Below are 17,151 nucleotides of genomic sequence, written 5' to 3'. Positions count from 1 at the left end.
GATCGCGACAAAGGATACTCTGCGGGCTCTGACCCAACGGGAGTATCGAACGATGGATTTCGCTACCGCCGATCTGGTCGATGCACATGAACCTGTCATCGCCAGCTGTTCCACACAGTTCCGCAGTTTCGGGGGCCATGCCCGCTTCGCCGGCCCCATCCGCACTGTCCGCTGTCACCGCGACAACGCCTTGCTGAAATCGATCCTGTCCAAGCCCGGCGATGGGGCCGTGCTGGTGGTTGATGGCGGCGGGTCGCTGGCATCCGCCCTGGTGGGCGATGTTATCGCGGGCCTCGCTGTGAGAAATGGCTGGGCCGGGATCATCGTCAATGGCGTGATCCGCGACAGCGTCGCCATATCCACCCTGCCTTTGGGCGTCAAGGCGCTGGGCACCAATCCGCTGAAAAGCGCTAAGACAGGGGCGGGTGAGGCGGATGTACCCATTAGCTTCGGTGACTGTACCTTCACGCCCGGACAGTGGGTTTACAGCGACGAGGACGGAGTAGTCGTGCTGCCGACACAGGCGTGATCAGGCCGCGACCGACAGCGGCGGCAGGCTGATCGCCTGGATTTCCCGTACCAGGAAATCGATCAGGGGCTGGATCGGGCCGTCCTTGGCGCGGTCCTCCCCGAACACCGCCGTCTCCACCGGGGTCAGGGCCGGGAACCCATCGGCAGGACCCAGCACACGCAGGCCCGGCACCAGCGCGCCCGCGCCCAGGCATGTCACGCCCAGCCCGGCCAGCGCTGCCGCCCGTACCGCCAGGAACGACCCGCTGGCATAGGTCGTGTGCCAGGACCGCCCTGCCCGTTCCAGCGCGGCCACGGCGCGGGTCCGGTAGATACAGGGATCGGGCAGCAAGCACAGCGGTATCGGCGTATCGCCCGTTTCCGGTTGCCAATCACTGGCCGCCACCCAGACCACAGGTTCGCGCCAGAGGAACCGGCCTTGCGGCCCTGTCTCATTGCGCTTGGCGATCACCACATCCAGGCGCCCGTCCGCAATCTCCTGCACCATGTCGCTGCCCAGACCCACCGATACGTCCAGGCGCACACGCGGATGGGCGCGGCGGAACCGGGCCAGCAGCAGAGGCAGATGTTCAGGCGCGAAATACTCCGCCACCCCGAACCGCACCAACCCCGCCGCTTCCGGCGCCATCAGCCGGGCTACCGTCTCGTCATTCAGGGCCAGCAGACGGCGGGCATAGGACAGCAGCAACTCACCCTCCGCCGTCAGGGTCATGGCCCGGCCCGCGCGGTCGAACAGGTTGCGGCCCAGCATGCTTTCCAACCGCTTGATCTTCATGCTGATGGCGGATTGCGTGCGGTGCAGCCGTTCGGCTGCGGCGGTGAAGCCGTCATGATCGACAATCGCCACAAAGGCCCGCAGCGCATCCATATCCAGATCGGTAAAACGGCCCGACATCATCATTATCCTTGATCATCTTCATCAAGATAATTCGTTTCCCTTATTCAAACGTCAAGCCCATCCTGTTCCCATGAAACGGGCCGATGGCCCCACCCGATCAGATGGAGTGAATGATGAAGGCGGTCCTGCTGAAGGATTTCGGTGGCGTGGAGAATTTCGAGTTGACGGAGGTCGCCACCCCCGTGGCGGGTCCCGGCCAGGTGCTGGTGAAAATCCACGCGGCCAGCGTCAATCCCGTCGATACCAAGATCCGCAAGGGTGGCCGCGCCCTGGCGCCCGACCTGCCGGTGGTCCTGGGCTGTGATATGGCCGGCACTGTGGCGGCCCTGGGTGAAGGCGTTACCGGCTTCACCGTCGGTCAGGCCGTCTATGGCTGCGTCGGCGGGGTACGGGGGCTTCAGGGCACTTACGCCGAGTACGTGGCCGCCGACGCCAAGCTGCTGGCCCCCGCCCCCGCCAACCTGTCGCTGCATGATGCCGCCGCCCTGCCGCTGGTCACCCTGACGGCCTGGGAGGCGCTGGTGGACCGGGCGCGGGTGCAGCCGGGGGAGAAGGTGCTGATCCATGGCGGGGCGGGCGGCGTCGGCCATATCGCCATCCAGATCGCCAAGATGCAGGGCGCGCATGTCACCACCACTGTCTCATCGGATGAGAAGGCCGACCTTGCCCGGTCCTTCGGTGCAGATGAGGTGGTGAACTATAGGAAGGAACCGGTGGAGGCCTATGTGGCCCGCCTGACGGGGGGCCAGGGTTTCGACATCGTGTTGGACGCGACCGGCGGCAGCGACATCGCCACCAGCTTTGCTGCCGCCCGGTTCAACGGGCAGGTGGTGACCATCGTGGCCGGGTACAGCGCCGACCTGTCGCCCATGCATGGCAAGGGGTTGAGCCTGCATGTGGTCTTCATGCTGCTGCCCATGCTGTATGACCATGGCTTTGCCATCGACCGCGCGCATCAGGGCCGGGTGCTGACACAGCTGTCGGGCAAGCTGCGTCCCCTGGTCGATCCCGCCCGCTTCACCCTGGCCGATGTCGGGGCGGCCCATACGCGGTTGGAGGAGGGCAAGGCGCTGGGCAAGCTGGTAATTGATGTGATCTGATGCCGATGGGCAGTGCATCTGCCCGTCGGTACGGCGGCGACTGCCGCCGCGCCGCACGTGCGGCGTAGCCAAGGGCGCAGAAGCGCCCGCCCGGCGATTGAGGAGAGCAGGCTTCCTGCTACAACACGGCGCATTGAAACATCGCCCTTGATCCGCCATTTTCTCCGGTGAACATTGTTCCGCAGGCGAAGGTTTCGGCCTTCGTCTGCGTATAAGCTTGTAGGGGCGGTGCGGCCGGCGGCACGGGAATGATGCCGGTGACAGATTGCGTCAAGGAGCGTAGGTCATGAAACTCAACCGTCAAACGACCATCCGGGGCTTGATCGCCGCCGGTGCGCTGCTGGGGCTTTCGGCTTGCGCCAACCCGCAGGCCGATCAGGCCGCCTATGCCCAGCAGGCCTTTGTCGGCATGCCGAAGCAGACCCTGCTGTCCTGCGCCGGCGTGCCGACGCGCAGCGCCAGCGTCGATAATGTCGATTACTACACCTACACGTCGGAACGGCTGGTGACGACGCCGTCGCCCGGCCCGCATTTCGGCTTCGGCTATGGCTTCGGCTACCGCCGCCCCTGGTCGCCCTGGGGCTGGGGCGTCGGGTTTGACGATTACCCGGATACGGAAACCCGCGATTGCCAGGCCACCTTCACCCTAAAGGACGGGGTGGTGCAGCGCATCGTCTATAACAGCGCCAGTGATGGTCAGGCCGCCCGCCTGGGCCAGTGCTACCGCATCGTCGAGAACTGCCTGGCCCTGATCCCGCAGCAGCAGAGCCAGCAGGCGAAGTAAAGGCCCGCTGGCGTCAGACCGCCGGGATGGTCGGCAACGACATCTCGGCGATCAGACCGACGCCGGTGCGGGCGCGCAGGGCGCAGGTGCCGCCAAACAGTTCCGCCACCTTGCGCGCCACCAGAAACTTCAGGCCCACGGCCTGACGGTCGGCGGGAATGTCGGTCTGGCTTTCAGGAAAGCCAGTCAGGCCGCCCGACGGCATGGCATCGGCCAGTGCCTCCCCCGTTGCCCGCACACGCAACCGCACACGTCCGCCGCAATCGGTGGCGCGCACCACCATGTCCAGCCCACCACGTTGCCCCGTCAGATCATGCATGGCCGACAGCATGGCCGACAGGCCGGCATGCAGCGCCTGCGGATCGGCCCGCACCGCGGGCACCGGCCCGACGGCGCGCATGGGCACCGCGCTGCTTCCCGGTGTTGCCCGCGCCACGGCCCGCACGGCCTTGACCGCGTCCACCCGTTCGGCCCGTGGGGCGGGCGCGTCGCTTTCATAGCGGACAAAGGCCAGCAGCGCATCGACATAGGACATCAGCCGATACCCGGCCTGACGCACATAATCGGCATATTCGCGCGCCTGATCGCTTTCCGCCGTGCCATGCAGCAGTTCGGCAAAGCCCAGGATTGAGGACAAGGGTGTACGGAATTCGTGTGAGACCGAGGACAGAAAGGTCGATTTGGCCCGGCTGGCCGCCATAGCCAGCGACGTCTGGCGCTGCAGGTCGGCGGCCAATGCCTGCAACTGCTGCTCCCGTTCCACGGCATCAGTGATATCCAGATGCCGGCCCACGAAACGGGGAGGCCCGGCATAGGGCAAACGCCGCCCCGTACAGAGAATATGACGATAGCTGCCATCGATATGGCGGAAACGGACGCGATTGCGGAAGCCGTCGACAGCACCCGCCAGCGCCGGGCCCGCCGCCGCCGCCATGGCGGCCCGGTCGTCCGGATGGACCAGTTCAGTCAGCCCCGCCGACGTGACGACCACCGATTGGGCCGGCATGCCCAGCATGCCGCACAGGCCCGGCGACAGGGTCACCCGGTCACCCGCGATGTCCCATTCCCAACTGCCGTCATTCAACTCATCGGACAACAGGCGCAGCAGGATCCGCGCCTCTGTCAGTTCGGATTCAGCCAACAGGACAGCCCCGACAAACAGGCCGTCCCCCCGGCTGTTCATACGACATTCCAGCTTGGCCAGGCTGCCATCGGCACGACGAATAGTGAAGGCCTGCGTCCAGCCGCTACGCTGCCCCGCCGCGCAAAGCCGCAGCAGCCCGTCCGCCAGCGAACGTTCATTCGCCTCTATGGTATTCAGGAAATCGTCGATGCCGGTCCAAACCGGCTCCCCTTCTGCCCACAGGCTGGCCAGCAGGGTCGAGGAGAACCAGACGCGCCGCCAGCCGGGCTGCCAGACAAACAGCGCCTGATCCCCCACCTCTGTCGCCAGTTCCAGCGCCGACACCAGTTGATCGAACGCATCCGCGCCCGCATCCCCGTTCGCCGACCAATCAACCTCACGCAGCCCCATCGCCATCCCCCCGGATTTGCGAGAACCGAGTCAGGTAAGCACCGATTCCCCTGGGGGACTACAGTTAATCATATACATGAAGGCCGATTCGGGTCCTGAGAACGATCTTTGCAAACCTTAAATATATTATTAACCAAACGTTACCCCTGCGGAGTGATTATTACCTAAAATTGCGTAAATGCCTTTGGGTGACATCGGCAACAGTCCAAAAATTGTGCAAGAAACAATTGAAACGATCCATGTACAGGCGAATCGGACAATTACCAATGCCAACAACAGGAACCCGGATTTCTACAGCCGCAGCAGTAACGCTCACCACCGCGACATCCCCATGAACCATCGTTACAAGCAAAGGTACGCCCCGCCCGTCACCGCCGCCCAGCGGACAATCGGCGTCCGTCGCGACCGGCGGACGGTCCGTGCAACATGATGCAACAAAAAACAGGGGTGTGTTTCATCCCGCACGACCCGCCAACGCCGGAAACGGCGAACCCCGCATGGGGAAGATAGAGTGGTGGCGTGGATGGGGGTAGTATAGTGGAAGCGGCACGGGAAGTCAGCTTTGAAGGCCGGCGGACGTCAGGTCAGTCATGCGGGCCACCCGTCCGCCAACAGATAATTGGCGACACTCCAGGGAGAGGCGGGGCTGGCGTCCTGGCGCAGGCGGCGGCAGAGGATGGCGAGTTTGGCGGCGGCGTCCGCCGGGGACCGGTTCGGCTCCACGGCCAGACACCGCATCAGCTTTTCCCGCCGCTCGGCCAGGAGGCCGGCCTCATCATCGCTGATCCCCGTCGGCCGCCGCTCCGCCTCCTCCAGCGCCCGCACCCACCGCATCACCTCCGGCGACACCGTCATGACGCACCTTTCCTACCCCGCCCTTCCCTAGGCAGGGTGTTGCCGATATTGTTGGGGGACGGGTTATCCGCTTTGTGAACATTAAGTAGGAAATAAGGCGTCTGTCAAGCATGACAAAGCCGGTCCCCCGCCCTTTTGAGATTTCACCCGCACAGTGCAAAGCTGCGCGGAGCCTTTTAGGCTGGGCGCAGAAGGATTTGGCCGAGCGGGCTGGCATCGCCACCCATACGATTCTCAAGTTCGAAGGCGGCGAGAACCGCCCTCAGGCAGGCACGATGGTAAAGCTGGTCACCTGCCTGCAGGAAGCCGGCATCCGGTTCAGTGAGGAGCGGGGCGTGGTGGGTGCAGCCCCCTAGATCGACCTGAACCCCCAGCTTGGCGATTGGCGGACCATGTAGTAACATGGCCACATTACAGGCGGGAGGTAAGCGATGGCTGTCACGACCGTATCCAGCCGGGAGTTGAACCAGGATTTAGGCAAGGCGAAGCGCGCCGCCACGCAGACCCCTGTGATCATCACCGACCGGGGCAAGCCGGCCTTTGTGCTGCTGTCCTATACAGAGTACCAGCGCCTGAGCGGTGCAGCGCCGGGCCGCAATCTGGTGGAGGCATTATCCATGCCCGGCCTGTCGGAGATCGAATTTGATCCCCCCAAGGCGGACATGCGGTCCCGCCCGGCGGATTTTTCCTGATGTATCTGTTGGACACGAATGTCCTTTCGGAACTGCGCAAACTGGGCGATGGGCGTGCCGATCCCAATGTGACGGCATGGCTGGCGGACCGGGATGCCAACGGCTTTTTCATATCCGTAATTACGGTGATGGAGCTTGAGATTGGCATCCTGCGTGTTGAACGGCGGGATCAAAGACAGGCCAGCCTTCTGCGCCAATGGGTCGATACGATTGTGCGGCCAGAATTTTCCGCCCGGACCTTGCCCATTGATGAAGCCATCGCCCTGCGCTGCGCCCGCCTGCATGTCCCCGACCCAAGAAGCGACCGCGACGCCCTCATTGCCGCCACGGCGCTGCATCATGGCATGTCGGTTGTGACGCGGAACGTGGCTGACTTCACGGCGACGGGGGTTCCGCTGATCAATCCTTGGGGGTAGTGGATATCAACGATTGAGAGGCGTCCCGTGCGACAACCCGACGAGCAAGCGGATCTTGACCTAGTTGCCAACTATCTAGCTACCCGGAACCTGATAGTCAGCCGGTTCGAGCACGCAGAGACACAGAAGGGAAAAACACCAGACTTTCGTGTAGTTTGTGGGGAGTATTTGGTTGCCTATTGCGAAGTGAAGTCTCCTCACGATCCATGGTTGGACGAACTGCTTGATGATGCCCAACCGGGGGCCATCGTTGGCGGAATTCGGGATGATCCCATATTCAACCGCCTCTCCCGACACATGGCGAATGCCGTAAAGCAATTCGATGCGGTAAATCCTCGAAGAACTGCGATCAACATTTTGGCTTTTGTTAATCACGATGATGCATCGAACTTCAGTGACATACGTGAAACTGTGACAGGCTATTTCCACGCTGCCGACGGCACGCGCATTGCGTCGATGCTTGAATTGGCAAACGGACGCTTGCTTGAACCAAGGCGTAAAATTGATGCTATTCTTTGGTTCGAAGCCAGTGAGCGGCGATTCGTGGGCGCAATGGTAAATGACGCTGAACCGACCCGAGAGCAACTGATCAGAGACCTATTAAAGTTGCAGTGAGAGCGTGCGCAGCAGGTACCGACTAGCAAGCCATTTGTCCCGATAGAGCGACAAAGGTCTTTGAGTAGGAACATCCTGCACCCAAACAAAAAAGCCCGGCAGATCGCTCCACCGGGCTTTTCTTCTCTCCACCCACCGCCGGGTCATCCCGGCGATGGATACAACAGCAACCGTTACTCCGCCGCCGCCGGGGCAGCGAGGTTGCGCAGCACGTACTGCAGGATGCCGCCATTCTTGAAATAGTCGACCTCGTCCAGCGTATCGATACGGCAGAACAGGTTGACGACTTCCTGGGTCCCGTCGGCGCGGGTGATGGTCAGCTTCAGGTCCATGTGCGGCTTCAGGCCGGCTTCCACGCCTTCGATGTCGAAGGTCTCGGTGCCGTCCAGCTTCAGGGTGTGGCGGTTCACGCCGGCCGGGTACTGGAGCGGCAGAATGCCCATGCCGACCAGATTGGACCGGTGGATACGCTCAAAGCTTTCGGCGATGACGGCGGAGACGCCCAGCAGGCGGGTGCCCTTGGCGGCCCAGTCACGCGAGGAGCCGGTGCCATATTCCTGACCGGCGAACACCACCAGCGGCGTGCCCTCGGCCTGGTACTTCATCGACGCGTTATAGATTGGCATCACTTCGCCGGTCGGCACATACTTGGTCACGCCACCTTCGACACCGGGAACCATCTCGTTCTTGATGCGGATATTGGCGAAGGTGCCGCGCATCATGACTTCATGGTTGCCACGGCGGGCGCCGTAGCTGTTGAAGTCAGCGACGATCACGCCGTTTTCCAGCAGGTATTCACCGGCGGGGCTGGTCTTCTTGATGTTGCCAGCGGGCGAGATATGGTCGGTGGTGATGCTGTCACCCAGGATGGCCAGGGCACGGGCACCCTTCACGTCGGACACGGAACCGGGCGTCATGGTGATGCCGTCGAACAGCGGCGGACGCTTGGCGTAGGTCGACTTCTCGTCCCACTTATAGGTCATGCCTTCGACGGTCTTGATCTTCTGCCACTGCTCCGGCCCCAGGAACACGTTGGCATAGCGGCTGACGAACATTTCGCGCGTCAGGAACTGGGCGATCGTGTCCTCGATCTCCTTGTTCGTCGGCCAGATGTCCTTCAGGAACACGTCCTGGCCGTCCTTGCCCTTGCCAATCGGGTCCTTGGAGATGTCCAGGTGCAGGGTGCCGGCCAGGGCATAGGCCACCACCAGCGGCGGGGAGGCCAGATAATTGGCGCGGACCTGCGGGCTGACACGGCCTTCAAAGTTGCGGTTGCCGGACAGGACCGACGCCACGGTCAGCTTGCCAGCATCCACAGCGGCGGCAATCGGGTCCGGCAGGGGGCCGGAATTGCCGATGCAGGTGGTGCAGCCATAGCCGACCAAATTGAAGCCCAGCTGATCCAGATACGGGGTCAGGCCGGCGGCGTTCAGGTAATCGGTCACGACCTGGGACCCAGGGGCCAGCGAGGGCTTCACCCAGGGCTTGGTCTTCAGGCCCAGTTCCACCGCCTTCTTGGCCACCAGACCGGCGGCGAACAGCACCGACGGGTTGGAGGTGTTGGTGCAGGACGTGATAGCGGCGATCACAACATGGCCGTGATCCAGCTTGTAATCGGCACCGGCAACGTCGGTCGGCTGGCTGACGGGGCGGTTACCCACATCGGTGGCCAGGAATTCACCGAATTCCTTGGTGACGTTGGACAGCAGCACGCGGTCCTGCGGACGCTTCGGCCCGGCCAGCGACGGCTCCACCGAACCCAGGTCCAGTTCCAGCGTGTCGGTGAAGACCGGATCGGGCGAGGACGCATCGCGCCACATGCCCTGGGCCTTGGCATAGGCCTCGACCAGCGCCACGCGGTCGGCGTCGCGGCCCGTGAAGTGCAGGAAGCGGATGGTCTCGGCGTCGATCGGGAAGATACCGCAGGTGGCGCCATATTCCGGAGCCATGTTGGCGATCGTCGCACGGTCGGCCAGGGTCAGCGCGTCCAGGCCGGGGCCATAGAACTCGACAAACTTGCCCACCACCTTCTTCTTGCGCAGCATCTGGGTGACGGTCAGCACCAGATCGGTGGCGGTCGCACCCTCACGCAGCTTGCCGGTCAGCTTGAAGCCGACAACTTCCGGGATCAGCATCGAGATCGGCTGGCCCAGCATCGCGGCTTCCGCCTCGATACCGCCCACGCCCCAGCCCAGGACGGCCATGCCGTTGACCATGGTGGTGTGGCTGTCGGTGCCGACCAGCGTGTCGGGATAGGCGACGGTGGCGCCGGTCTGGTCGGTATCGGTCCAGACGGTCTGGGCCAGATATTCCAGGTTCACCTGATGGCAGATGCCGGTGCCCGGCGGGACCACGCGGAAATTGTTGAACGCCTTCTGGCCCCAGCGCAGGAACTCGTAACGCTCACCATTGCGCTGGAATTCCAGCTCGACATTCTCGTCGAAGGCCTGCGGCGTGCCGAAGCTGTCCACCATGACGGAATGGTCGATGACCAGATCGACGGGCGTCAGCGGGTTGATCTTGGTCGGGTCGCCACCCAGGGCCACCATCGCCTCGCGCATCGCGGCCAGATCGCAGACGGCAGGCACGCCCGTGAAATCCTGCATCAGCACGCGGGCCGGGCGATAGGCGATCTCGCGGTCGGACCGCTTGTCGACCAGCCACTGGGCGACGGCCTTCACGTCCTCAACGCTCACCGTGCGCCCATCTTCGAAGCGCAGCAGGTTTTCCAGCAGGACCTTCATCGAGAAGGGCAGGCGCGACACATCGCCCAGACCGGCCTTCTCCGCTTCGGGAATGCTGAAATAATCAACGGACTTGCCGCCGACGGAAAGCGTGCGGCGGGTCTTCAGGCTGTCGGTGCCGGTGAACGTGGACATCGGGGGGTGACTCCTCCAACGGGGTCGCGGGGGTAAATGGCAGACCCTACTCGCCCCGGCTCCAGCGTCCGGGACCGACGATCTGCCAGGATGGCATTTTCGGAGCGTGGTTTAGCGCTTTTTGCGGTGCGGGGAAAGGGCAGGTTGAGGGGATCAGCCCCCGATTTTTGTACAGATCGGGATGGATTTACGACTTGTTGCGAAACGATCTTAATTGGGTTCACCCCCTCCTGGATACCGTGGGTCAGGTCGAGCCGGAGGCGGGCCCTGACACCAATCAGCGACCATCGCTTGTCGGGGCTCGGCTTACGCCTCAATCCGACCGACGGCGTGCGTGCCTTAAGCCCAAAAATTTCCTAACCCCGCTCCCATAAATTGGTGAATGACCCGCCTGCATCACCGGTTTTGAAATAATATCTCTTTTGCGGTGGCACGGTTGACAGGGCGGACTTTTTCACAGAGATGTCATGCCGTCCGCGCGGGATGCGTTCGTTGCATGGCTGATACCATGCGGGAACCGAGGCGCGATGGAGGGACCCTGTCGATGCTGTCTTACACTGTCCGGCGCTTGCTGGAAGCGATCCCGACATTGCTGGTGATCGTGGCTTTGTCGTTCTTCCTGATGCATTCGGCGCCGGGCGGCCCGTTCGACAGCGAACGCGTGCTGCCGCCGGAGATCGAGGCGAACCTGAAGGCGGCCTATAATCTGGACAAGCCGGTCTGGCAGCAGTTCCTGATCTATCTGGGCAATGCGGTGCAGGGCGATTTCGGCCCCTCCTTCACCTATAAGGATTTCTCGGTCTCCGAACTGATCGGGACGGGTTTCCCGGTGTCGCTGAAGCTGGGCCTTTCGGCCATCACGCTGGCGGTGGTGATCGGCTGCACCTTGGGCATCCTGGCCGCCATGCGCCAGAACACGCGCACCGACTATTCCATCATGGGTGTGGCCATGGTGGGCATCACCATCCCGAACTTCGTGATGGCCCCGCTGCTGACCCTGGTGTTCGGCATTTATCTGGGCTGGCTCCCGGTGGCGGGTCTGGGTGACGGGTCGTTGCGCAATCTGGTGCTGCCGGTCATCGCCCTGTCCTTGCCGCAGATCGCCATCATCAGCCGCCTGACGCGCGGCGGCATGGTGGAGGTGCTGCGCTCCAACTTCGTGCGCACGGCCCATGCCAAGGGCCTGCCCGAACATCTGATCATCACGCGCCACACGCTGCGTGCGGCATTGCTGCCCGTCATCTCCTATCTGGGGCCGGCCATTGCCGGGCTGGTGACGGGGTCGGTGGTGATTGAACAGATTTTCGGCCTGCCGGGCATTGGCCGCTACTTCGTGCAGGGTGCCATCAACCGCGATTACACGCTGGTGATGGGCACCGTCATTACCTATGGCAGCCTCATCGTGCTGATGAACCTGCTGGTCGATCTGGTCTATGGCCTGATGGACCCGCGCGTTCGGTACGATTGAGAAATAACAACAACAAAATCAACAACAAGCCAACGTTCAGCAGGGAAGGACAGGGGTCCATGCGCATCACCAAGCACCTCCGCACCGGCGTCGCCTTCGGTGCCATGATGATCCTGGCGGCCTGTGGGCAGCCGGGCGACAAGCAGGCCGCCACGCCGGCCAAGCCCACCGTGGAGGAGGCCACCGCCTTCGTCGCCAAGGCCGAAGCCGAGCTGGGTGCCGCGCGCGAAAAGGCGTACCGTATGGCATGGGTTCAGAACACCTATATCACGCCGGACACGCTGGCCCTGGCCGCCGACAGCAACGCGTCCTACAGCGCGCTGGTGTCCCGCCTGACGGCAGAGAGCAAGCGGTTCGTGGGCCTGGAACTGCCGGCCGATGTGGCGCGCAAGCTGAACCTGCTGCGCCTGGAAACCGCCTTGCCCTCCCCCGCCGATCCGGCCCTGAACAAGGAACTGGCCGAGCTGGACGCCAAGCTGGGCGAGTTGTACGCCACTGGGAAGGTCTGCCGCGACGATGGCAGCGACTGCCTGACCCTGGACGAGATCGACGATGTCTTCCGCACCTCGCGTGACGAGAAGGAGCTGAAGCGGCTCTGGGCCGGCTGGCACAAGGTCGGGCAGGAGATGAAGCCGCTCTACCAGCGCGAGGTGGAGATCGCCAATATCGGCGCCAAGGAACTGGGCCTGCCCGATGCCGGCACCCTGTGGCGGTCGGGCTATGACATGCCGCCGGAAGCGTTTGAGCAGGAGGCCGACCGGCTGTGGGGGCAGGTGAAGCCGCTTTATACGGCCCTGCACTGCTATGCCCGCACCAAGCTGGGTGAGAAGTACGGCACCGATGTCGTGCCGCAGGACAAGCCGATCCCGGCCCATCTCCTGGGCAATATGTGGGCGCAGGAATGGGGCAACATCTATGATCTGGTGGCGCCCAAGCAGGCCGCCACCAATGTCGATGTGACCAAGCTGCTGACCAAGGCCGGGTACGACCCGATCAAGATGACCAAGTCGGCGGAAGGCTTCTTCACGGGCCTGGGCTTTGAGCCGCTGCCCCAGACCTTCTGGGAGCGTTCGCAGATCACCCGCCCGCGCGACCGCGAGGTCGTGTGCCATGCGTCGGCCTGGGATATCGACGACAAGGACGATATCCGCATCAAGATGTGCATGCGGGTCAATGGTGACGATTTCCAGACCGTGCATCACGAGCTGGGCCATAATTTCTACCAGCGTGCCTACAAGAACCAGTCGACCCTGTTCCGCAACGGGGCCAATGACGGCTTCCACGAGGCTATTGGTGACTTCATCGCCCTGTCGGTGACGCCGGGCTATCTGGTGAAGCTGGGCCTGCTGGACAAGGAACCCTCCACCGAGGGTGATGTGCCGCTGCTGCTGCAACAGGCCATGGATAAGGTGGCGTTCCTGCCCTTCGGTCTGCTGATCGATAAGTGGCGCTGGAATGTGTTCAACGGCAACATCAAGCCGGAAGATTACAACAAGGCTTGGTGGGAACTGCGTACCAAGTACCAGGGCGTCTCCTCGCCCGTGGAACGTACCGCGGCGGATTTCGATCCGGGTGCCAAGAACCACGTGCCGACCAGCGTGCCCTATGTGCGCTATTTCCTGGCCCGCATCCTGCAGTTCCAGTTCCACAAGGCCGCCTGCGATCAGGCCGGCTTCACCGGCCCGCTGCACCGCTGCTCCATCGCCGGCAATGCCGAGGTTGGGGCGAAGTTCAAGGCCATGCTGGAACTGGGCGCGTCCAAGCCCTGGCCGGAAGCACTGAAGACCTTCACCGGCACCGAACAGATCGACGCGACGGCCATGCTGGCCTATTTCGCGCCGCTGAAGGAATGGCTGGACAAGCAGAACGAGGGCAAGAGCTGCGGTTGGGAGTGAGGTTGAGTTTATGTGGTTGGGGGACGGGCGATGCCGGTACTGAAGCGCTTCGGTTCGATCCGGGTTGCCATGTTCCCCAACGATCACCCGCCGCCACATGTGCATATTCTGTTCGATGGGCAAGATATGGCGGTGAATATCGTAACGGGTCGGACCATGGTTGGCAGTCTTCGTCATGTTGAGCCGGCCATGGACTGGATCCTGGAGAACCGTGATACGCTGATGACGCTTTGGAACGGCTTCAACGAGCGGAGGTCGTGATGCGGACGCCCCGGATCACTCAGGTTGAAACAATGCCCGGCTATCGTCTGCGGCTGACATGGGACACAGGTCCCGTTTCGATCGTGGATGTGTCGGACGTCGTCGATGAGCTTCTGATTTTTGCTCCCCTGCGGGACGAACCCGGTTTGTTTGACCGGGCCAGTGTCGGCGAAGACGGTTTTTGTGTGCATTGGTCGGACTTGATGGAACTGTCCGCCCCCAATCTCTGGCAACGGTCGCAAGCCAAGGCGGCGTGAGGCAATAATGGTTCAAGACATCACCGGCGGGGCCAAGCGGTCGGCGCTGATCGAGAAGGCGGGCGAGGATGTGCAGGGCCGTTCCCTGTGGCAGGACGCGCGCCGTCGGTTGTTTGCCAATAAGATGGCGGTTGCCAGCATGATTGTGCTGGGGATCATCACCTTCATGGCGATCTTCGCGGATTTCCTGAGCCCGCATGCCTATGACGAGGTCTATTGGGACTATATCGGGGTGGGGCCGCAGTTGGAGGGCAGCCACTGGTTCGGGACCGATGCCAATGGCCGCGACCTGTTCATCCGCACCCTGTACGGTGCCAAGGTGTCGCTGGCCGTCGGTGTCGTGACCACACTGGTGGCCCTGATGATCGGAGTGGTCTATGGCGCCATGGCGGGATATTTCGGCGGGCGGATCGACAGCATCATGATGCGCATCGTCGATGTGCTCTATTCCATGCCGCTGATGTTCTTCGTCATCATCCTGGTGGTGGTGTTTGGCCGGCACATCCTGCTGGTCTTTGCGGCCATCGGCTGTGTCGAATGGCTGACCATGGCGCGCATCGTGCGCGGCCAGACCCTGTCGGTGAAGCGCAAGGAATATATCGAGGCGGCGCGTGCCGCCGGCGTGTCGACGCCCAACATCATCCTGCGCCATATCATCCCCAACGTTATCGGCCCCGTCATCGTGTTCGTCACCCTGCTGGTGCCCGTCGTGATCCTGGTGGAAAGCTTCCTGTCCTTCCTGGGCCTGGGCGTACAGGAGCCGATGACCAGCTGGGGCGTGCTGATCTCCGAGGGTGCCGCCCAGATGGAAAACGCCCCGCACATGCTGATCTTCCCGGCTGTCTTCCTGGCCGTGACACTGTTCTGCTTCAATTTCATCGGTGACGGTCTGCGCGACGCGCTGGACCCCAAGGACCGCTAAGGGAACGGACAAGATGACCGCAGTTCTGGAAGTCCGCGACCTCTCGGTCCGTTTCGCCACGCCCGATGGCGAGGTCAGCGCCGTCAATGGCGTTTCTTTCGACGTGAATGAGGGCGAATGCGTCGGCATCGTCGGCGAGAGCGGTTCGGGCAAGAGCCAGCTGTTCATGTCGGTGATGGGCCTGCTGGCCCGCAATGGTCGGGCGCTGGGGTCGGCAAAATACCGGGGCACCGAACTGGTCGGCATGCCGATCAAGGAGCTGAACAAGATCCGGGGCGACAAGATCGCCATGATCTTTCAGGACAGCATGACCGGCCTGACCCCGCATCTGCGCATCGGCCGGCAGATGACCGAGGTTCTGGTGCAGCATAAGGGCATGAGCGAGGCCCAGGCCGTCAAGCGCGCGCTCGACATGCTGAACCTTGTGCGCATCCCGGAGGCAGGCCGCCGTCTGGCCCAGTATCCGCATGAGCTGTCGGGCGGCATGCGTCAGCGCATCATGATCGCCATGGCGCTGCTGTGTGAGCCGGAACTGCTGATCGCGGATGAGCCGACCACGGCGCTGGACGTGACGGTGCAGGCCCAGATCCTGGATCTGATGTCCGACCTGAAGCGGGTGACCAAGGCCGCCATCGTCCTGATCACCCATGATCTGGGCACCGTCGCCGGCCTGTGTGACAAGGTGCAGGTCATGTATGGCGGGCGGTTCATGGAGACGGGCACGGTGCGGGATATTTTCTATGAGCCCGCCCACCCCTATGCCGCCGGCCTGCTCTCCTCCATGCCGCGCCTGACGGAGGACCGGCAGGAGAAGCTCTACGCCATTCCCGGCCAGCCGCCGAACCTGCAGCGCCTGCCCAAGGCCTGCCCGTTCCAGGAACGCTGCGACTTCGTGCATGAGCGCTGCCGGTCAGAGCTGCCGTTGCTGCGCGAGGTTGGACCCGGCCATGCCAAGGCCTGCCATCTGGTCAGCCTACAGAACCCTGTTACCGACCCGGCGGCCCCGTCGCTGGTTGTCGCCTGATTGTGCGGAGTTGATGCCATGTCCAAGGAATTGCTCCGTGTGTCGGACCTGAAGGTCCATTTCCCCATCCGCACCGGCGGGTTGCTGATCGGCCAGTACACGCCGCTGAAGGCCGTTGACGGTGTCTCCTTCACCCTGAATGAGGGCGAGACGCTGGGGATTGTGGGGGAAAGCGGCTGTGGCAAATCCACGCTGGGCCGTGCCATCCTGCAACTGATCAAGCCCACCGACGGCCAGGTGGTGTTCATGGGGTCCGACCTGACCGGTGTCGGGGCGGAGGTGGTGCGGCAGAAGCGGGAGGAGATGCAGATCGTCTTCCAGGACCCGCTGGCGTCCTTGAACCCCCGCATGACCGTGGGCGACATCATCGCCGAGCCCTTGACCGTCTATCGCCCCAAACTGTCGAAGGATGAGCGCAAGGCGCTGGTGCGCGACATGATGGCCAAGGTCGGCCTGCTGCCGCAGATGATCAACCGCTACCCGCACGAATTCTCTGGCGGCCAGTGCCAGCGCATCGGCATCGCGCGCGCCATGATCCTGAAGCCCAAGATGGTGGTCTGCGACGAGCCTGTCTCGGCCCTCGACGTGTCGATCCAGGCCCAGATCGTCAATCTGCTGATGGACCTGCAACAGGAAATGGGCCTGTCGCTGCTGTTCATCAGCCACGACCTGTCCGTGGTCCGCCATGTCAGCCACCGGGTGATGGTGCTGTATCTGGGCCGGGTCATGGAAATCGCCACCCGCGACGCCATCTATGCCGCCCCCCTGCACCCCTACACCCAGGCCCTGATCTCCGCCGTGCCAGTGCCCGACCCGGATGTGGAGAAGAACAAGGAACGCATCGTGCTGGGCGGCGACCTGCCCAGCCCGATGAAGCCCCCCTCCGGCTGCGTCTTTCGCACAAGATGCCCCAAGGCCACCGACATCTGCGCCAGCGACGTCCCCGTCCTGGAGGAAAAGGCACCCGGCCACAAGGTCGCCTGCCACCATTGGGGGCCGCCGGAGAAAAAACTGGTGTGA

At 63.1% G+C, this 17,151-nt stretch carries 18 protein-coding genes; 14 read left to right on the top strand and 4 right to left on the bottom strand.

From position 1 onward, the window contains the following. The first annotated feature begins 52 nt into the window (after positions 1-52). On the top strand, positions 53-529 hold the full coding sequence (rraA, locus tag ABC729_RS00090) for a ribonuclease E activity regulator RraA (protein WP_495605644.1): 477 nt from the start codon (positions 53-55) through the stop codon (positions 527-529). Here rraA and ABC729_RS00085 read toward each other — a convergent pair whose 3' ends face one another. Next, positions 530-1,432 (bottom strand): LysR substrate-binding domain-containing protein, encoded by a 903-nt coding sequence (locus ABC729_RS00085; RefSeq protein WP_495605643.1) that lies wholly within the window; start codon positions 1,430-1,432, stop codon positions 530-532. A 107-nt stretch (positions 1,433-1,539) separates the two neighbouring features. Here ABC729_RS00085 and ABC729_RS00080 point away from each other — a divergent pair, with 107 nt between their 5' ends. Both ABC729_RS00080 and ABC729_RS00075 read left to right on the top strand, forming a co-directional pair. Further along, complete coding sequence (locus ABC729_RS00080) at positions 1,540-2,529, top strand: zinc-dependent alcohol dehydrogenase family protein (RefSeq protein ID WP_495605642.1); 990 nt, start codon at positions 1,540-1,542, stop codon at positions 2,527-2,529. 286 nt (positions 2,530-2,815) lie between these two features. Next, complete coding sequence (locus ABC729_RS00075) at positions 2,816-3,313, top strand: hypothetical protein (RefSeq protein WP_495605641.1); 498 nt, start codon at positions 2,816-2,818, stop codon at positions 3,311-3,313. A gap of 13 nt (positions 3,314-3,326) precedes the next feature. Here the strand turns inward: ABC729_RS00075 and ABC729_RS00070 are convergent, their stop codons facing one another. Beyond that, positions 3,327-4,847, bottom strand: coding sequence for a histidine kinase dimerization/phospho-acceptor domain-containing protein (locus ABC729_RS00070; protein WP_495605640.1), 1,521 nt, complete (start codon positions 4,845-4,847; stop codon positions 3,327-3,329). A gap of 588 nt (positions 4,848-5,435) precedes the next feature. After that, positions 5,436-5,702 (bottom strand): hypothetical protein, encoded by a 267-nt coding sequence (locus ABC729_RS00065; RefSeq protein ID WP_495605639.1) that lies wholly within the window; start codon positions 5,700-5,702, stop codon positions 5,436-5,438. Positions 5,703-5,812: 110 nt separating this feature from the next. Between ABC729_RS00065 and ABC729_RS00060 the strand changes: the two genes are divergently transcribed. The 4 genes from ABC729_RS00060 to ABC729_RS00045 all read left to right on the top strand — a co-directional run bounded on the left by ABC729_RS00060 (position 5,813) and on the right by ABC729_RS00045 (position 7,425). Beyond that, entirely contained in the window at positions 5,813-6,058 is a 246-nt protein-coding gene (locus ABC729_RS00060; RefSeq protein WP_495605638.1) for a helix-turn-helix domain-containing protein, read from the top strand. Positions 6,059-6,133: 75 nt separating this feature from the next. After that, on the top strand, positions 6,134-6,394 hold the full coding sequence (locus ABC729_RS00055) for a type II toxin-antitoxin system Phd/YefM family antitoxin (protein ID WP_495605637.1): 261 nt from the start codon (positions 6,134-6,136) through the stop codon (positions 6,392-6,394). Beyond that, positions 6,394-6,810 (top strand): type II toxin-antitoxin system VapC family toxin, encoded by a 417-nt coding sequence (locus ABC729_RS00050; protein WP_495605636.1) that lies wholly within the window; start codon positions 6,394-6,396, stop codon positions 6,808-6,810. The genes ABC729_RS00055 and ABC729_RS00050 overlap by 1 nt, the downstream gene beginning before the upstream one ends. A gap of 27 nt (positions 6,811-6,837) precedes the next feature. Continuing rightward, positions 6,838-7,425 carry a hypothetical protein gene (locus ABC729_RS00045; RefSeq protein ID WP_495605635.1) on the top strand — a complete coding sequence of 196 codons (588 nt, stop codon included), beginning with the start codon at positions 6,838-6,840 and terminating at the stop codon, positions 7,423-7,425. 173 nt (positions 7,426-7,598) lie between these two features. Here the strand turns inward: ABC729_RS00045 and acnA are convergent, their stop codons facing one another. After that, positions 7,599-10,304: an aconitate hydratase AcnA gene (gene acnA, locus ABC729_RS00040; RefSeq protein WP_495605634.1), complete on the bottom strand. Its 2,706-nt coding sequence runs from the start codon at positions 10,302-10,304 to the stop codon at positions 7,599-7,601. Positions 10,305-10,800: 496 nt separating this feature from the next. On the opposite strand from acnA, the gene oppB reads away from it, so the two are divergent. The 7 genes from oppB to ABC729_RS00005 are packed head-to-tail and all read left to right on the top strand — an operon-like array spanning position 10,801 to position 17,151. Continuing rightward, positions 10,801-11,772: an oligopeptide ABC transporter permease OppB gene (oppB, locus tag ABC729_RS00035; RefSeq protein WP_495605633.1), complete on the top strand. Its 972-nt coding sequence runs from the start codon at positions 10,801-10,803 to the stop codon at positions 11,770-11,772. Between the two features lie 59 nt (positions 11,773-11,831). Continuing rightward, entirely contained in the window at positions 11,832-13,667 is a 1,836-nt protein-coding gene (locus ABC729_RS00030) for a M2 family metallopeptidase (protein WP_495605632.1), read from the top strand. A gap of 30 nt (positions 13,668-13,697) precedes the next feature. Beyond that, a complete protein-coding gene (locus ABC729_RS00025; protein ID WP_495605631.1) occupies positions 13,698-13,928 on the top strand; it encodes a DUF4160 domain-containing protein in 231 nt (76 codons plus the stop codon). After that, positions 13,928-14,185: a DUF2442 domain-containing protein gene (locus ABC729_RS00020; protein ID WP_495605630.1), complete on the top strand. Its 258-nt coding sequence runs from the start codon at positions 13,928-13,930 to the stop codon at positions 14,183-14,185. The genes ABC729_RS00025 and ABC729_RS00020 overlap by 1 nt, the downstream gene beginning before the upstream one ends. Positions 14,186-14,192: 7 nt before the next feature. Continuing rightward, positions 14,193-15,107 (top strand): ABC transporter permease subunit, encoded by a 915-nt coding sequence (locus tag ABC729_RS00015; protein ID WP_495605629.1) that lies wholly within the window; start codon positions 14,193-14,195, stop codon positions 15,105-15,107. Positions 15,108-15,120: 13 nt separating this feature from the next. Beyond that, a complete protein-coding gene (locus ABC729_RS00010; RefSeq protein ID WP_495605628.1) occupies positions 15,121-16,131 on the top strand; it encodes an ABC transporter ATP-binding protein in 1,011 nt (336 codons plus the stop codon). Between the two features lie 18 nt (positions 16,132-16,149). Beyond that, positions 16,150-17,151 carry an ABC transporter ATP-binding protein gene (locus tag ABC729_RS00005; protein ID WP_495605627.1) on the top strand — a complete coding sequence of 334 codons (1,002 nt, stop codon included), beginning with the start codon at positions 16,150-16,152 and terminating at the stop codon, positions 17,149-17,151.

Source organism: Niveispirillum sp. CC-CTL257 (assembly GCF_059489915.1).
Note: the sequence above shows the minus strand (reverse complement) of the source record. Positions and strands in the feature narration are given on the sequence as shown.

What these genes read in the sequence shown, in the direction of transcription:
- rraA (WP_495605644.1), top strand. Translation starts at nt 53, where the DNA reads ATGGATTTCGCTACCGCCGATCTGGTCGATGCACATGAACCTGTCATC.
- ABC729_RS00085 (WP_495605643.1), bottom strand. Translation starts at nt 1,432, where the DNA reads ATGATGATGTCGGGCCGTTTTACCGATCTGGATATGGATGCGCTGCGG.
- ABC729_RS00080 (WP_495605642.1), top strand. Translation starts at nt 1,540, where the DNA reads ATGATGAAGGCGGTCCTGCTGAAGGATTTCGGTGGCGTGGAGAATTTC.
- ABC729_RS00075 (WP_495605641.1), top strand. Translation starts at nt 2,816, where the DNA reads ATGAAACTCAACCGTCAAACGACCATCCGGGGCTTGATCGCCGCCGGT.
- ABC729_RS00070 (WP_495605640.1), bottom strand. Translation starts at nt 4,847, where the DNA reads ATGGGGCTGCGTGAGGTTGATTGGTCGGCGAACGGGGATGCGGGCGCG.
- ABC729_RS00065 (WP_495605639.1), bottom strand. Translation starts at nt 5,702, where the DNA reads ATGACGGTGTCGCCGGAGGTGATGCGGTGGGTGCGGGCGCTGGAGGAG.
- ABC729_RS00060 (WP_495605638.1), top strand. Translation starts at nt 5,813, where the DNA reads ATGACAAAGCCGGTCCCCCGCCCTTTTGAGATTTCACCCGCACAGTGC.
- ABC729_RS00055 (WP_495605637.1), top strand. Translation starts at nt 6,134, where the DNA reads ATGGCTGTCACGACCGTATCCAGCCGGGAGTTGAACCAGGATTTAGGC.
- ABC729_RS00050 (WP_495605636.1), top strand. Translation starts at nt 6,394, where the DNA reads ATGTATCTGTTGGACACGAATGTCCTTTCGGAACTGCGCAAACTGGGC.
- acnA (WP_495605634.1), bottom strand. Translation starts at nt 10,304, where the DNA reads ATGTCCACGTTCACCGGCACCGACAGCCTGAAGACCCGCCGCACGCTT.
- oppB (WP_495605633.1), top strand. Translation starts at nt 10,801, where the DNA reads ATGGCTGATACCATGCGGGAACCGAGGCGCGATGGAGGGACCCTGTCG.
- ABC729_RS00030 (WP_495605632.1), top strand. Translation starts at nt 11,832, where the DNA reads ATGCGCATCACCAAGCACCTCCGCACCGGCGTCGCCTTCGGTGCCATG.
- ABC729_RS00025 (WP_495605631.1), top strand. Translation starts at nt 13,698, where the DNA reads ATGCCGGTACTGAAGCGCTTCGGTTCGATCCGGGTTGCCATGTTCCCC.
- ABC729_RS00020 (WP_495605630.1), top strand. Translation starts at nt 13,928, where the DNA reads ATGCGGACGCCCCGGATCACTCAGGTTGAAACAATGCCCGGCTATCGT.
- ABC729_RS00015 (WP_495605629.1), top strand. Translation starts at nt 14,193, where the DNA reads ATGGTTCAAGACATCACCGGCGGGGCCAAGCGGTCGGCGCTGATCGAG.
- ABC729_RS00010 (WP_495605628.1), top strand. Translation starts at nt 15,121, where the DNA reads ATGACCGCAGTTCTGGAAGTCCGCGACCTCTCGGTCCGTTTCGCCACG.
- ABC729_RS00005 (WP_495605627.1), top strand. Translation starts at nt 16,150, where the DNA reads ATGTCCAAGGAATTGCTCCGTGTGTCGGACCTGAAGGTCCATTTCCCC.